Origin of the sequence: Leptothoe sp. EHU-05/26/07-4, from assembly GCF_043421015.1 — a bacterium.
Lineage (GTDB): Bacteria > Cyanobacteriota > Cyanobacteriia > Phormidesmidales > Phormidesmidaceae > Leptothoe > Leptothoe turfae.
In genome coordinates, this window is the sequence record NZ_JAXSQV010000004.1 from 524,378 (window position 1) to 539,156 (window position 14,779).

At 47.7% G+C, this 14,779-nt stretch carries 11 protein-coding genes; 8 read left to right on the forward strand and 3 right to left on the reverse strand.

The annotated features are described in order from the left end of the window. Nucleotides 1–5: 5 nt before the first annotated feature. On the reverse strand, nucleotides 6–1,025 hold the full coding sequence (locus tag U2F10_RS15365; RefSeq protein WP_499872622.1) for a type I glyceraldehyde-3-phosphate dehydrogenase: 1,020 nt from the start codon (nucleotides 1,023–1,025) through the stop codon (nucleotides 6–8). Nucleotides 1,026–1,434: 409 nt separating this feature from the next. On the opposite strand from U2F10_RS15365, the gene murC reads away from it, so the two are divergent. The 4 genes from murC (at nucleotide 1,435) to U2F10_RS15385 (ending at nucleotide 4,882) form a co-directional block, all read left to right on the forward strand. Beyond that, nucleotides 1,435–2,886: a UDP-N-acetylmuramate--L-alanine ligase gene (gene murC, locus U2F10_RS15370; RefSeq protein ID WP_499061679.1), complete on the forward strand. Its 1,452-nt coding sequence runs from the start codon at nucleotides 1,435–1,437 to the stop codon at nucleotides 2,884–2,886. Between the two features lie 76 nt (nucleotides 2,887–2,962). Continuing rightward, nucleotides 2,963–3,874, forward strand: coding sequence for a UDP-N-acetylmuramate dehydrogenase (gene murB, locus U2F10_RS15375; protein ID WP_163668050.1), 912 nt, complete (start codon nucleotides 2,963–2,965; stop codon nucleotides 3,872–3,874). A 97-nt stretch (nucleotides 3,875–3,971) separates the two neighbouring features. Then, a complete protein-coding gene (locus U2F10_RS15380; protein WP_163671767.1) occupies nucleotides 3,972–4,319 on the forward strand; it encodes a YbaB/EbfC family nucleoid-associated protein in 348 nt (115 codons plus the stop codon). 95 nt (nucleotides 4,320–4,414) lie between these two features. Then, nucleotides 4,415–4,882 (forward strand): low molecular weight protein-tyrosine-phosphatase, encoded by a 468-nt coding sequence (locus U2F10_RS15385; RefSeq protein WP_163668053.1) that lies wholly within the window; start codon nucleotides 4,415–4,417, stop codon nucleotides 4,880–4,882. A gap of 6 nt (nucleotides 4,883–4,888) precedes the next feature. On the opposite strand, the gene U2F10_RS15390 is transcribed toward U2F10_RS15385, so the two are convergent. Beyond that, nucleotides 4,889–5,419 (reverse strand): hypothetical protein, encoded by a 531-nt coding sequence (locus U2F10_RS15390; RefSeq protein ID WP_163668055.1) that lies wholly within the window; start codon nucleotides 5,417–5,419, stop codon nucleotides 4,889–4,891. A gap of 159 nt (nucleotides 5,420–5,578) precedes the next feature. Here U2F10_RS15390 and U2F10_RS15395 point away from each other — a divergent pair, with 159 nt between their 5' ends. From U2F10_RS15395 to U2F10_RS15405, 3 genes are all read left to right on the forward strand, one after another. Further along, a complete protein-coding gene (locus U2F10_RS15395) occupies nucleotides 5,579–7,219 on the forward strand; it encodes an FAD-binding domain-containing protein (protein ID WP_499061680.1) in 1,641 nt (546 codons plus the stop codon). Between the two features lie 98 nt (nucleotides 7,220–7,317). Beyond that, complete coding sequence (locus U2F10_RS15400; RefSeq protein WP_499872624.1) at nucleotides 7,318–8,916, forward strand: glycosyltransferase family 39 protein; 1,599 nt, start codon at nucleotides 7,318–7,320, stop codon at nucleotides 8,914–8,916. A gap of 702 nt (nucleotides 8,917–9,618) precedes the next feature. Beyond that, nucleotides 9,619–10,722: a hypothetical protein gene (locus U2F10_RS15405; protein ID WP_499061682.1), complete on the forward strand. Its 1,104-nt coding sequence runs from the start codon at nucleotides 9,619–9,621 to the stop codon at nucleotides 10,720–10,722. A gap of 289 nt (nucleotides 10,723–11,011) precedes the next feature. Here the strand turns inward: U2F10_RS15405 and U2F10_RS15410 are convergent, their stop codons facing one another. After that, nucleotides 11,012–13,264 (reverse strand): glycosyltransferase, encoded by a 2,253-nt coding sequence (locus U2F10_RS15410; RefSeq protein ID WP_499872626.1) that lies wholly within the window; start codon nucleotides 13,262–13,264, stop codon nucleotides 11,012–11,014. Nucleotides 13,265–13,608: 344 nt separating this feature from the next. Here U2F10_RS15410 and U2F10_RS15415 point away from each other — a divergent pair, with 344 nt between their 5' ends. Next, nucleotides 13,609–14,310: a DUF4079 domain-containing protein gene (locus U2F10_RS15415; protein WP_163668066.1), complete on the forward strand. Its 702-nt coding sequence runs from the start codon at nucleotides 13,609–13,611 to the stop codon at nucleotides 14,308–14,310. The last annotated feature ends 469 nt before the right edge of the window (nucleotides 14,311–14,779 follow it).

The window sequence follows — 14,779 nt, forward strand, 5'->3', positions numbered from 1 at the left end:
GTGGGTTATGCTTGCCAATTAGCCGCAACAACCTCAGCTAAATCAACAACGCGTTGGCTATAGCCCCACTCATTGTCATACCAAGCAACAACCTTAACCATGTCACCATCCATAACTAACGTTAGGCTGGAGTCAACAATCGAAGATTCATCAGTCTTACGATAGTCGATGGAAACAAGAGGCTCTTCTGTATAGCCCAGAATTCCCTTCATAGAGCCACTAGCAGCAGCAGCTTTCATGGCCTCGTTAACTTCTTCCTTGATTGTCTTCTTCTCAACCTGAACAACCAAGTCAACGACGGAAACGTTGGGTGTGGGGACGCGCATTGCAATACCGTTAAGCTTACCCTTCATATCAGGAATAACTAGAGCCACGGCCTTAGCAGCACCGGTGGATGTCGGCACAATGTTGATGGCAGCTGCACGGGCACGGCGCAAATCACGGTGGCTAGCATCTAAAATGCGCTGATCACCTGTATAGCTATGGGTAGTGGTCATTGTTCCTTTGATGATGCCAAAGGCGTCGTTAACGACCTTAACTACGGGAGCTAAGCAGTTAGTGGTGCAGCTAGCGTTGCTGATGATGGGATTCTTGCCGTGAACATACTGGTCAGCATTAACGCCAACCACATATGTATCAATGTTGCCACCTTTACCAGGAGCTGTAATCAGAACCTGCTTAGCTCCCGCCTCTAAGTGGCGGCGTGCGCCCTCTTCACTAACAAAAACGCCTGTGGATTCAATTACAAGATCAATATCCCAAGCGCCCCAAGGCAAATTGTTGGGGTTGCGATCAGAACAGCATTTGATAGTCTTATTGCCGACGGTAATGGTGTCGTCGGTGAAGCTAACATCTGCATCCAAACGTCCCAACAAGGAGTCATACTTCAGCAAATGACAAGCTGTTTTAGGATCCGAGGTATTGTTGATTGCAACAATGTCAAATCCTGAATTTTCTCTGGTTAACCAACAGCGTAGGAAGTTGCGTCCAATGCGCCCAAAACCGTTGATAGCTACTCTAATCACTGCGCTTACCCTCTGTCGTACAACTGCGTCAAATTAGCGTTTGCGTTAGCAAAATCAATGATATCCCATTGTCTAAACAGCCCGGGCTCGTAGATATCACAGTCAAGCCTGTGCCAAATTCATGTAATAAAGGGATGCCCGAGCTTAACAAATGGATTATCGTTCTATATTGAAATTAAGTATAATTGCTCACGGTATTGGCTTACAAGTCAGTCTCAGGAATCTGCGTGAAGTTCTGACGAAGATCCAGCATATATCGCTTTCCTGGAATCAATGTTGAAGTTTTAAGGATTGGTACCTAGTAAATTGCGCGAAATGGCGAACCCTGGTAGTTGGGTGTGTAGCCATTCTATAGATTCCTGGTATTATACGCCTGAAATATCTGTGTGTGGTGTGTGAGGTAAGTTTTATGCCAATGGCAGTAGATTTTAATGGCAGACCATTACACTTTATTGGTGTTGGTGGCATTGGTATGTCAGCTTTGGCCTATGTATTGGCCGAAAGGCAGTTACCAGTGTCTGGGTCTGACTGCCATTTAACTCACATTACTCGGCGCTTGCAAGAGAAAGGTGTCCACATTTTTTGGAGTCAAGAAGCTGACAATATTGCTCAGGCAACCCAGACGCTAGCGGACGATACGCAGGTCTTGCCCCAAGTGGTTTGTTCTACGGCAATTGGTCCTAGTAACCCTGAATATAAGGCTGCTATGGATGCTGGCTGTCCTATGTTCCATCGCTCTGATATTTTGGCTGCCCTGATGAATGAAAGTCAGGGTATTGCGATCGCAGGCACCCATGGCAAAACCACCACTAGCAGCATGGTGGGGTATCTGCTGCTTAAGGCCGGCATCGATCCTTCTATCGTTATCGGAGGTGAGGTCGCGGCATGGCAGGGGAACGCCCATGTGGGGACCAGCGATTATATGGTGGCTGAAGCAGATGAGTCTGATGGCTCCTTAGTGAAACTGTCAGCTGAAATTGGTGTTATCACTAACATTGAACTAGATCATCCGGATCACTACAGCACTCTGGATGAGGTAGTAGGCATTTTCAAACACTTTGCACATCAGTGCGATGTGGTGATTGGTAGCGCTGATTGTGAGACGGTTATGAACCAGATTCAGCCTAACGTCACCTACAGTTTGCGGCCCGAGTCAGGGGCTGATTATATTGCCACAGATATTTGTGAAACATCGCAAGGGACAACGGCGGAGATTTGGGAAAGAGGCCAGCGTCTGGGGGAATTACACCTGGCGATTTTAGGGCGTCATAACTTAAGTAATGCTTTGGCGGCAATTGCTGTGGCTCGCCGATTAGGGGTAGAGTTTGATGTGATCTCCACCATCATGGCTACCTTTGAAGGTGCTAAGCGTCGCTTTGATCACCGTGGGTTTCACAACAACATATTGTTTATTGATGACTATGCCCACCATCCTAGTGAAATTAAGGTAACCCTGGCAGCGGCCAAAGTAAAAAGTACGGAGAGTCTAGAAGGTGTTAACCAACGCCTTGTAGTAGCTGTGTTTCAGCCCCATCGCTATAGCCGCATTACAACGCTACTGCAGGAGTTTTCAATGGCATTTGCCGAGGCAGACCAGGTGATTGTCACTGACATTTATAGTGCTGGAGAGAAAAATCCCTCGGGAATTACGGGCGAAGATGTCACTAGTGCCATTGGTGAACACCATACCCAGGTAAGTTATGCAGCTACTCTAGATGACGTGAAAGCAAAGTTGGCGGCGTTGTTGCAGCCGGGCGATCTGGTTATTTTTCTAACGGCAGGTAATCTAAACCAGGTCATTCCAGATGTGATGGACTATCAAGCCAAGCAATCTGAAAAAACCGCCCTGACAAGTGTTTAGGACACAGCCAGCAATCATGTTGTGCCAAGATGAAAATTTCGGCTGGCAACAACTTCTCTAATCCGTATTTTTAGCAATGGCCATTGAAAAGCAACTTACGAGTACCGGCTGTATCGCTAAGGCCCAGTATCCCCTGGCAAGTCTGACCACATTTAAGGTGGGTGGGCCAGCGGAGTGGTTTGCTGCCCCCCGCAGTGTCAGCGAGCTACAGGCCTGTGTTCAGTGGGCAAATGCTGAAGGGTTACCCATTACTCGTCTGGGGGCTGGCTCCAACTTGCTGATTAGCGATCGCGGTTTACCCGGTCTGGTAATTTGTACCCGCTATCTGCGGCAAACTCAGTTTGATGAGGCAGGTCGAGTCACTGTCGCTGCCGGTATGCCCATGGCCACATTAGCTTGGAAAGTGGCTAAACGCGGCTGGAGGGGGCTGGTGTGGACTGTAGGAATTCCAGGAACCGTTGGTGGAGCGGTTGTCATGAATGCGGGAGCCCATGGCAGTGATACCCAAGAAATTTTGGTGAGTACTCAGGTGTTAAATCCAGATGGCTCTCTAGAAACCCTGGTTCCTGAGCAGCTGCAGTTTCAATATCGAACCTCTGTTCTACAAGCCGATCCACGGATTGTGACCCAGGCCACGTTTCAACTACAGCCTGGCCATGAGCCAAAAGTAGTTCGGGCAGAGACCTCTGCCGATCTAGAGCAGCGCCGATCCACCCAGCCTTATCATTTACCCAGCTGTGGCAGTGTATTTCGCAATCCTCAGCCCAAAAGTGCAGGCTGGCTGATTGAACAATCAGGTCTGAAGGGATTCAAAGTGGGGCAAGCTCAAGTGGCAGAGCGGCATGCCAACTTTATTCTCAACTGTGGTGGTGCAACCGCTAGCGATATTTTCAAGCTGATCCGACATATTCAGGGCATTGTAGATGACAAATGGTCTTTGCAACTAAGGCCTGAGGTGCAGATTCTAGGAGACTTTCAGGCTGTATGAGCCAATGGACAGTTGCCGATACTGTGTGAGTAGCGATTGCAATTCCTGCCAAGGCGACGTATAGTTTGACAGTTCATTTAGTAAAATCACGCCGCCAATTATGAGCAAAGGGCAAGGTTTTGGCTTCGGTCTTGGAAAAATGAAAGAGCTGAGCGAAGCCTTTAAAAAGGCTCAGCAAGTTCAAGAGGGAGCTAAGAAACTCCAGGAAGAACTTGAACTAATGGAAATTGAAGGCCAGTCTGGCGGTGGCTTGGTTAAAGTTATCCTCAGTGGCAATCAGGAGCCCAAACGGGTTTCTATTTCCCCTGAAGCGATGAATGAAGGGGCAGAGGTTCTCTCTGACCTAGTATCAGCCGCTATGCGTGACGCTTATCTCAAATCTACAGAGACCATGCGTGAGCGTATGGAAGAGTTGACGGGTGGTTTACAGCTTCCAGGCCTCTAAGTCCATAGAAATAGTTTTTGCCCAAAGGCGGCTAGCGTAATGATCGCTAGTCGTTTTTGTATAGCCAATTTCTCTACGTTCATCGAGTTTCTGCCATGACGACCCGACTCTTATTTGTCTGCCTAGGCAATATCTGCCGATCTCCATCAGCAGAAAACATCATGAACCACCTGTTGGAGCAACGAGGTTTGCAATCGAAGGTGGTTTGTGATTCTGCAGGAACATCGAGCTATCACATCGGCAGCTCTCCAGATAGCCGTATGACAGCTGCTGCTAAAAAGCGCGGCATTAAACTAGTCGGTCGGGCAAGACAGTTTACAGTGTCTGACCTGGATCAATTTGATCTGGTGCTAGCCATGGACGACAGTAACTATCGCGATATTTTGGCCCTTGACCCGTCTGGGAAATACGCGCACAAAGTAAAGCGGATGTGCGATTTTTGCCAGACACATTCTGACCGGGAAGTGCCTGACCCCTATTATGGTGGGTCAGATGGGTTTGACTATGTGATTAATTTATTGATGGATGCCTGTGATGGCCTGCTGCGAGAGTTGAATATGTAGTAGCTGCTAATCGACTTTGAAGACAAAGTCGTAGCTTTTATAGAGGCCTTGCTCGTAATTGACGACAAACCAGGTGTCTGGGTCAAACTCTAAGGGATAGGCCTCGCTTTGCTTGCTTTGATTTGCTTTAGACAATGTGCAATAGGGGCTAGAAATGGTTTCATGGACGATTGTCTGGGCTGAATCTTGGGCAATCACTAAAAATTTAGTTAATTGGCCACGGGAAAGACGCTGGTCGGCATTTACGACTGTCTCGCATGTTTGAGTCGCCTTGGTGCGATTCAGATACCATGGCTGCACAGACTGTGACTGGGTAGGCTGAGTAGAGATCGGCATGGAAATGCGCGACCATATATCTTGGGGAATAAGTGCTAAGGTCGCTAGTGCAATGCTGCCAAATAGCCAATTGGGTCGCTGCGATGACCGGGATGAACGTGCTTTGACGTAATAACCTGCGGGGTGTCTTTCATGACGTCTTTGGGGCCGTCTTTGGGGTGCTGGACGACGGCGTGGTGTATACAGATCAGACCGAGACATAGGACAAACGTTCTAATGGTTGTGACATCAATAATAGTACATTTGAACTAAAAAGAGGCTAGTCTAGGGCCATAAAACAAAAAAGTTTTTATCATTTAGGCAGCGAATTATAGCGAGCACCAAAGGTATGGATGTAATCTGCTGGGCTAGGAGGCGCTGATGAATCGGACCCTAGTGTGGTTCCGTCGTGACCTGCGGATATATGACCATGAGCCCCTTTATCGAGCCGCACGTCGTGGCGCAGTCATACCGGTGTTTGTGTTTGATCGTGCGTTGCTAAAGCATCCAGAAACGGGGGCTGCTCGAGTCGCTTTTATGGTGGACTGTTTGCGTCATCTGCATCAGGATTTGCGCCATCTTGGGGGGCGCTTAATTTTGCGTAGTGGTAACCCAGTGGATGTGTTGCCCCGTCTGATTAGGGAAACTCAGGCTGAGGGCATTTATAGCTATACCGACTGTGAGCGCATCTATGGTCGAGTTCGCGATGCCAATCTCCATAGAGTGCTAGCCGCTCAGCAGATGAAAATTCGCTGGTTTGAACCACCTGCTAGCCGGTCAGAGTTGATGGCCTATCCTCGGTACCGTCAATGGTGGTACCAAGAGATGGCAATGCCATTGGTGCCTGCGCCATCTTGGGTAGAGGTGCCTGCTGAAGTGGTCAGTGATGAGCTGCCTGATCTAGAACAGCTGGGGCATAGTTTGGATGATAAGCCGATTCCCATAGGCAGTACTCAGGCAGCGCGACGGCAACTACAGCAGTTTTTAGCCGAGAAAGCCGATCGCTACTATTGGCAACTGTCTTACCCCAGTGCGGAAATTACAACGGGGCTAAGCCCGCATATCAAGTTTGGGGTAATTTCTGTCCGGGAGTGTGTACAGACTATTCAACGGGCTGATGACCGGGGTGACCGCCGTATTCAACGTAGCTACCATCAGCTGATTTCTCGATTGCGTTGGGGAAATGGGTTTACCCAGCGTTTTCGCTATCTGCCTCAATTGGAGCTGCGATCGCTATACAAAATTTTTGACGACGACGGCTGGGACTTCGACGAGGACCTTTACCAGGCTTGGCAGCATGGGCAGACCGGATTTCCCATGGTGGATGCGGCGGCGCGCTGTTTGCAGGCCACTGGTGGGTATTTATCCCTCAATTTTCGATCGCGGGCTATTTATTCCAGTTTTCTCAGCAATCTGCTGGGCATGGACTGGCGTTATGGAGCGTTGCACTTTATGCGTCACCTAATTGATGGTGACTGCCCGATTGACCATTATCAGTGGGCTATGCAGTCGGGCGTGACCCACTGTGTGGATAAGACCTGGACGCGTATTTATAACCCTCAGCAGGTGGCCGTTGACCGCTGTGATCCAGAAGGGCTGTTTATTAAGCACTGGGTGCCAGAACTGGCCCACTTACCCCCAGAACAGCTAGGGACACCGCCGCCCACCAAGGGATATCCAGAGCCAATTTTGGACTATCGGCAAACGAGATCTCGCCGTGTACAACAATTAGAACAACAACGGGAAAAATTCTTACACAGCGATAATGTTGTGCCCTATTTAGGGCGTATGCCCAAAAATGTGATGCCTTTCGGCGTTGAACGCTACCCTAGTGAGACAGATTGGGCCGCTACTGAGGCCCCCAACCTGTTCCCGACCGCACTAGAGTTAGACAATTTGGACGCTCAGCAGTGTAGTGATTTACGTACATGGTTTGTCGCCCATGGGAACATTACACCCCCTAAAAAACGCAAACAAAAATCGTCGGATTCGCCGGATTTACAACAGCTACGCCTACTCTAGATCTAGCTACAGTGCTTATATAGCTGCGAGCGCCAGGAAAGTAGCGTATGCTTGATAACTTAACAACTGATGGTTGCAATTAATTGCAAACCTAAGCCGTGGTTAGTTCTCGTTCAATTGCAGTCATTAAAAGGCGATTGCAGATTTTGTTGGTTGTCTGTCTGTTGGTGGGCATTACATTGCGCTGCACTAATGCCGCCCACAAAGTTTACTGGCATGACGAAGTATACACAACAATTCGAGTATTAGGCCACTCAGGCAAAGCGCTTGAAAAGCAAGTGACTCAAGCGCCTGTAATATCAGCATCTGAGCTACAGGAACTGCAGCAATTTCCTCAGCCCAGACGTTGGGGCGATACCTGGTCTGCTCTGGTCAGCCACCCAGAACATCCACCCTTGTTTTATCTGTTAGAACGCTTGTGGGTAGGAGTTTTATCACCTTCCATAACATCGTTTCGAGCATTGGCTATTGTATTTGGTTTAGCCTTATTGCCGTTAACCTACTGGCTTTGTCAGCAACTTTGGCAAGATCACTGGGCTGGCCTAATTGCCACCTGTCTTATGGCGCTGTCACCCGTACAGCTGCTCTACGCTCAAGAGGCTCGAGAATATAGTCTGTGGGCTTGTTTGATTTTGGTGGCCAACGGCTTTTTAATCAGAGCAATGCGTTCTTCTGGCCGATACTCCAGCAGTGCTATCGTGGTCCGTTCTTCCTTGGCAACGGTTGTACGTCCGTGGGGGTTTTACGGTCTCAGTGTTGCATTGATGTTATACACGACGCTGTTGAGTATTTTGGTGATAGTAGCCCACAGCTTGTATGTGTTGATCAGTGGTTCACGACAACATTGGCAACGGTTTGCGATCGCTCTTGGTGGAGCATTTTTAGCCTTTATTCCTTGGCTATTGGTCATATTGAGTAACAGGGCCAAGTTAGAGTCAGCAACTGAATGGACCTCGTTTCGACAACCGTTAGGCCAGCTAATCAAATTGTGGGGACTGCATCTCAGCTCAGCAGTGATTGATCTGGGTTTGCCGCTGGAACATTCGTACACTTACTGGGTGCCCCCTATTGTGTTGGCATTGTTGTTGATGGCTCTATGGCAGTTGCTGTTGGTGACTCCGCCCCCTACAATGGCCTTCTGCATAATGACCCTGATGGTGCCTGCTTTAGGGTTGATTTTGCCTGATTTGATTAATGGTGGGCAGTTATCTATCAGTACCCGATACTTTATGCCATCCTTGCTGATGGTGACGTTAATATTGGCAGGTTGGTTACGACAGCTGATGTTGTCTGACCGGGGACTATATCGGTTTTGGGGGCAGGGTATTTTAGTCCTGTTGTTGGTTATGGGATTAGTCTCTAACACCCTCAGTGCAGCATCCTTTACCTGGTGGAATAAGAATATTAATTATCACGGTAATGTGATGGGAGAGGTTATTCGGCAAACTACAAAACCCTTGGTAATTGCTGAATTGGGATCGACGGGGTTAGGCAGCATGATTTCATTGAGTTATGCAGTGACTCCTGAAACTGACTTTGTTTTGTTTAAACCTGGTCAGCTACCTGACATTCCAGCAGGATATAGTGATTATTTTGTTCCCTATGCAACCGGGGAATTGTTAGATGCGATCGCATCTAAAACTGGCCGTTCTCCCGTACTAGCTGGAGGAGACTATCCTTTGTGGCGACTAGAATAGTTTTGTGGCTACTTTATTCTCAAACCGTAGCTATGAAAATAAACATCTTTTAGATAAGAGAATGTGAGGTTTCAAATAAGAGTTGAGTCTTAGCTGCTTCAAAAACAGGAATGGCAATTCTCTAATCACTGACACCACCAGAGAGTATTCATATCGATCGATACCTACTGTGTAGATGGTCTAACTCAATAAATGTTCCCCTTAGATCTTCTAGCGTCGATCCTCTAGTGCCTAAATAAAGCTACTCGGTGCTGATGCGAAATCCTGCCTGATAGTGTCCGGTGCCCGGTGCAGTGTCCGGTGCCCGGTATCAATGAATTCGGATTGGGGATTACTTATGCCGAGTAACTTTTAAAGCTTCTTTTTGGAACAAATAAAAGGATAGATGCTGTGTTTAAATAGCTCTTTAAAGGTTGTTTGAATTGGAACAATAATTCTTGATTTGTATGCCTTGAATTTGATAAAGAGATGGCAAAAATTCTACTAACTTTTGGTGAAAAGCACTGCTTATAGGGATTAAGTAGATTACTTTGAATAGAAGGTAATAGCAAGCTGTTTTATCTTATCCTCAAGATGAATTGTTTTGCTGACAGTTGATGCATAGCAACAATGAGAGATAGAACTATCTTCTAATTGAGCTAACGCTCAATAGTCTGAGTGAGGTATCTGAGGAATCATTCTACGTAGCAAAGATTATCTAATATGCTAAATAGCTCTCATCGCTCCCAGGTAGAAACAGTTAGCCATTTAGGTGATGTTTGGGCCGCACGTTATCGCCCTGATTTTTCTGCGTTAGAAGCCAGTGCAAGATCTTTGATTATTGGAGAGATATATCAATCATTGCAAGCACCGGGCTGTAGAAAAGTATCGGAAAAACTAAATGACCAAAGGGTTGTGGAGTCATGCAAGCTTGCTGCGGTCAGAGCTAAAGACTTCTATGTCCAGTTTGATGACTTAGACTTGCAGGAGATTACAAGCCTGGCTAGACTAGCGAGCTGTGTTTACCGGCAATTGCTGGAGTTTTATCAAGCCTATCCAGCTGTACTAACGGTCTCAGAGTGGGAATTAGAGCATTTTCCATTAGATCGTTTGGGCCAACTTTTTAAGGTTCCTAATCTGAATGAACTGTCGTGTATTTTAGAGCCGCTTCTCGATCGGTTTGGGGCTCAGAGCATTCGCTCAGATGGTGGGAAGAATTTGGGGTTTATGACAACACAGATAAACTTGACGAATACGTTGCTATTGCAAGATTTAGACCCGGTAGAGCAAGCTTTGATGAGTCCTTACCTTCACTTTTTAGAGGACCACATTGCTGTGCCATGGCGCAGGCTATGTGTTGCCGCAGGAAACCATAGGGTAGGCGGACCCGTGTTTGGGGTGGTTGAACGCATGTTGCCCATGATTTCTGACATTTCCAGGGCAACGTATACACCATGGAGTCAGGACTTTCCCTATTATTGTGGCCGTAGAGGTCGCCTGGATAATCCCGATGTGAGGCATTCTTCGCTGCGGGATTTCAACATGTTTCAGGTCTATCTATGGCTTAGCTTTTTGCAGAGCAATTCAAAAGTAATTGTAGAGGAGTTGGTACCTCTGTGTCGGGTGGTATATGGTCAAATCGGCATTTCTTGGGAAATGACAATGCAAGGAACAAAGCTGCTAATAGATAAGCTGCTGAGTTGTTTAGAGCCCCATGAACTTAGTTTGGTGAGCCCATTTGCATCCAATATGATCAATGCATTTATCGATAGTAGTGCTGTGGATGTTACACCTATCAGCGCGCTGCGTTATCCACTATTTAGGTGATGCTGGTTTCAGTTCTTGGTGCTCTTAGTTCTCGGTGCTTAGTTCCAGGTGCTTAGTTCCAGGTGCTTAGTTTTGAGTGGGGCATGTTCCTAAGGATAGTACTCGGAAGTAATACGAATTCGGATGTCTTAAACCTGATTAACAATGGACAATCCTGTCGGGGCATTCCCTTGTGGGGTTCGGCTGAGGCTTCGACGATGAGCTCAGCCGAACCGCTCACCGTCGAAGCTATGCCCTGCGATGACTAGCCAAAATTTCCTGACTTACGTGATACCCATTTAGTGCTGATTTATCCTTTGGCTACAGTCATTGCTTTAACTCGGATGTCACCTGTGAGTACCCGTGGTCGGAAGAGCGTTTTGATTAAAATCCAGAGGGATTGCAGCTCACCTGGTGTATTCCAACGTTTCCACTGACCGGGACGACAATACAAAAGCTCAACCATTTTGCGAGTTTCGGGTAGGGTGACATTTTGGAACTGCACGTTAACGCAGGGAAATTCCCCATCATTGCTCACACTGGTTAATACCCCGCGTAGAGAAATCAGGTCTTCGCTAATGGAGAGTTGTACTGGTCGAGTTTCCCCAGGTGCCAATTGGGGTAATCCTCGCTGAGTAAGGGTAATCTGAGCTCCAATTTCTGAAATAGCTGTTGTGGTGCCCCACCAGATGCGATCGCCAATTTGTAGACGCACCACCCGACGCAGATCAAACCAATCGTAAGGGTTAGGGCGAGGAACATCTAGCAACACCAGCAAAGCCGCACCCAGCATCATCAGGTTGTACAAGCTCCAGATCCAGCCGATGCCGAGACCCCGTAAATGGGCTACAGCCTCAGGCGTTACTTCCAATGCCCAGTTGCCGCGTGCCAAACATTCTCCCAAATTTAACCAGATGCTACAGGCCGTCAGCACAAACATGAGCATTAGAGGCCAGGCTAGGCTCCAGTTAAACCGAAAGCTTTGACTGGATGTGCCCTTGGGAGTGACCTTAAACCCTGTGCCAAAGGGTGACAGCAGTGCCTGAATGACCGTTGCTGCCAGAGGAAATGCTAGCACTAGCGAATAGACATCCGAAAGAATGGCGGAACGCGAATGGTGGTTTAGCCAGGAAAAAACGGTGATCTGCACAAAGTAATAGGGCAAGAAGAAATAGATAATTTCTTCGGGGGTGGAACGAATGGGAATCACACCGAATGCATAAAATAGGGGTGCAATTAAGAAAATAATCCTGGATATGCTGGTAAACCAGTGCAAAATACCTTCCAGGTGCCCCAGGCGTTGGATCAGCTTTAATCCTGGAATTGTCAGTGGATTCGTTTCAATAAAGAAAGATTGCAGTGTACCCCGAGCCCAGCGTAGTCTCTGAATGGCGTGGGCTGTAATATTCTCAGCCGCTAGACCGGCACTTAGCTTCTCATCCAGGTAAATAATTTTGTGACCCTTGGAGGCCAGACGAACTGCCGTAAAGTAGTCTTCGCTTAGAGAGTCGGTGACAAATCCTCCGGCTGCTTCCAGGGCGTTGCGTCGGGCAACAAAAGATGTACCAGAGCAGACGACACTGCCCACGCCGTCTCGCATCGGTTGGATTTGCCGATAAAATACTTCCTCTTCAGGCGTGAGAATATCTTCTAGACCCAGGTTACGGGCGATGGGATCAGGGTTATAAAAACTCTGGGGAGTTTGTGCCAAAGCTACGGTTGGATCTTGGAAAAAACCAACCGTGCGCAGGAGAAAGTTGCGGGTAGGGACAAAATCGGCATCAAAGGAGGCGATTAAGTCGCTGTCGGTGTTTGCGATCGCACTATTCAAATTCCCCGCCTTAGCATGGAGATTATTGGGACGAGTCTGATATTCGCAGCCTAGCTTAGCCGCCAATGCCTGAATCTCAGGCCGCCGTGTATCATCCAGCAGATAGACTTTTTTATTTGGGTAATCCATCGCCTGGCAGCCAATGATGGTGCGCCGCAAAATAAACTCCGGCTCATCATAGGTGGGAATAAACACCGCCACCGATGGCAGGAACGTCTGATCCATTACCGCCTGCTGCACTTGATCCGCCTGGGCATGGCGGTCTCGCACCCGCAGCAGCAGCACCAGTTGGATAATGCTCACTAGCAATCCCAGCATTTCCATGGCAAACAGCACCGTGCTAGCCAGACCATTGAGGGGATCATCAAAATTTAAGGTAGACAGGCTGCGCCACGACACATAGCGAATTACCAAGATGAGCAAGACAGCCACCACCAGGGTGCGTGACCAGGGTTTGGGTTGGGGTGAAATTCGAGTGATCGCTACTGCAAACAAAAACAGGGCGACCGTTGGAAAAATTAAATAGTGGCCTGCCACCATGGGGGCCTCTAGCCACATGGGTGGAGATTGCTGTAACAAATTAAGCTGGGCAAAAATCCGGCTGATTTTCCCCTCGCCTGTAAACCATGCAAAGGCCATGGCGAGAGCGATCGCAACTACGGCTACCATCACTACCGTCGCGTTAGAAATAGAAAGCGGTCGTTGCAAGGCTGGTTTACTGATCCGAACCATGGATTCTTCCACGAGTAATACGCATTAATAGAATTAAGTCTATGTAAGGTTACGAATACGGCACGAATTTGGATGTATGCCACGCTCAACTTACACATATAGGTGTTGCCCCAACTGTTCAATAAGTTGCATACTGGGCTGAAAATTTGCTGAGAGCTCAGTGAATTGTCATCTTTAAACTTTTCAGCTAGTCATCAGCTACTATTTTTAGTTTCATCATGCAGCGGGTTTCTAGTCCGTTTACAGTGATCCTGAAATTCAGAAATCCGGCACAGTAGTTTTCCTGAACTATTGCAAAATACTAGTTGTTATCCAGCAGACATTAACCAGCAAGTGAGAGAACGATGACCATCAACGATTGGCTTAGACTCATGCATCCGATACTGGCGGTAAGTGTGGTATTCCCGCTTATTGGTATGGTGTCCTATTTTGCACTTCAGACTCGGCAGCGTCGTCTAGCGGTGCAGGCAAAAGAAAAATCCAAAATTCCACCCGTAGTCGGTAAAGAGCATGTCAATTTAGGCAAGTGGCTAACGGGTGCTGTTGTGGGTCTAACCTTAGTTGGAGTAGGGCATCCAATCATCAAGAACATCGTTAAGAAAGCGGCGACAGATAGCCCAGTACCGCAGGGCACAGTGATATTTATCGCGATCATGTTTTTGTTCACCATAGGCTCATTAGTGTGTTTATACCGGGCAACAGCTCCACAAAAGCTCTGGCGTGGTCTGTTTGCTGCCCTGACCACTGCAGGCCTATGGATTTTGGGTAGTCAGGATGGCGTGTTTCGTCGTACCTATGAGTGGCAAGTGTCTCACTATTACTACGGCATGATTGCGGCGACGCTGATGATCATTTCGTTAGCAATTTTGCCAGAGATTTATAAATCTAAGACCTGGCGAAAAGTCCATATTGCTTTGAACTGTATTGCTCTGTTGTTTTTTATTGGTCAGGGAATTACGGGTACCAGGGATTTGTTAGAGATTCCCCTCAGCTGGCAGGAGCCCTTTGTGTTTGGGTGTGACTTTGTTAATAAAACCTGTGGATGATGGGGGCAGTAGGGGCGCACAGCAGTACACCCCTACCGAGCCATATGTGAAGCTACGGTCCTTTTTTATAAAGTTACGGTTTGCTGTGTGCTGCAATCTGGGGAATATCTCTAGATGGGTCTGTTAAACCCCTTGTGCGCTCAAGTTGATCTAACAGAATGGGACGAGTAAATCGGCGACTGGGATGGTTGGCAGGCTTACTAGTGCTAGCCGTGGGCACTAATCACCCTGCCCAAGCATTCTCGGATGATTGGTTTCTCGTCCTATTCTCCTCATCGGTTATCCGCTGTTTTCATTGATGGTCAGATTAGCTTTTGTCAGTGCTCTCTGGCTGAGATTATTCTGAAGGAGTTGGTTCAGGATTCCCGCCGGGCGATGGGTGTAAGGGGACGAAAGTTTACCTCTTTTTCTGCTATGGGCTTAAGTTGCACGTCTCAATTTTTATGGTCAAGAGATCCGATAGAGGAAC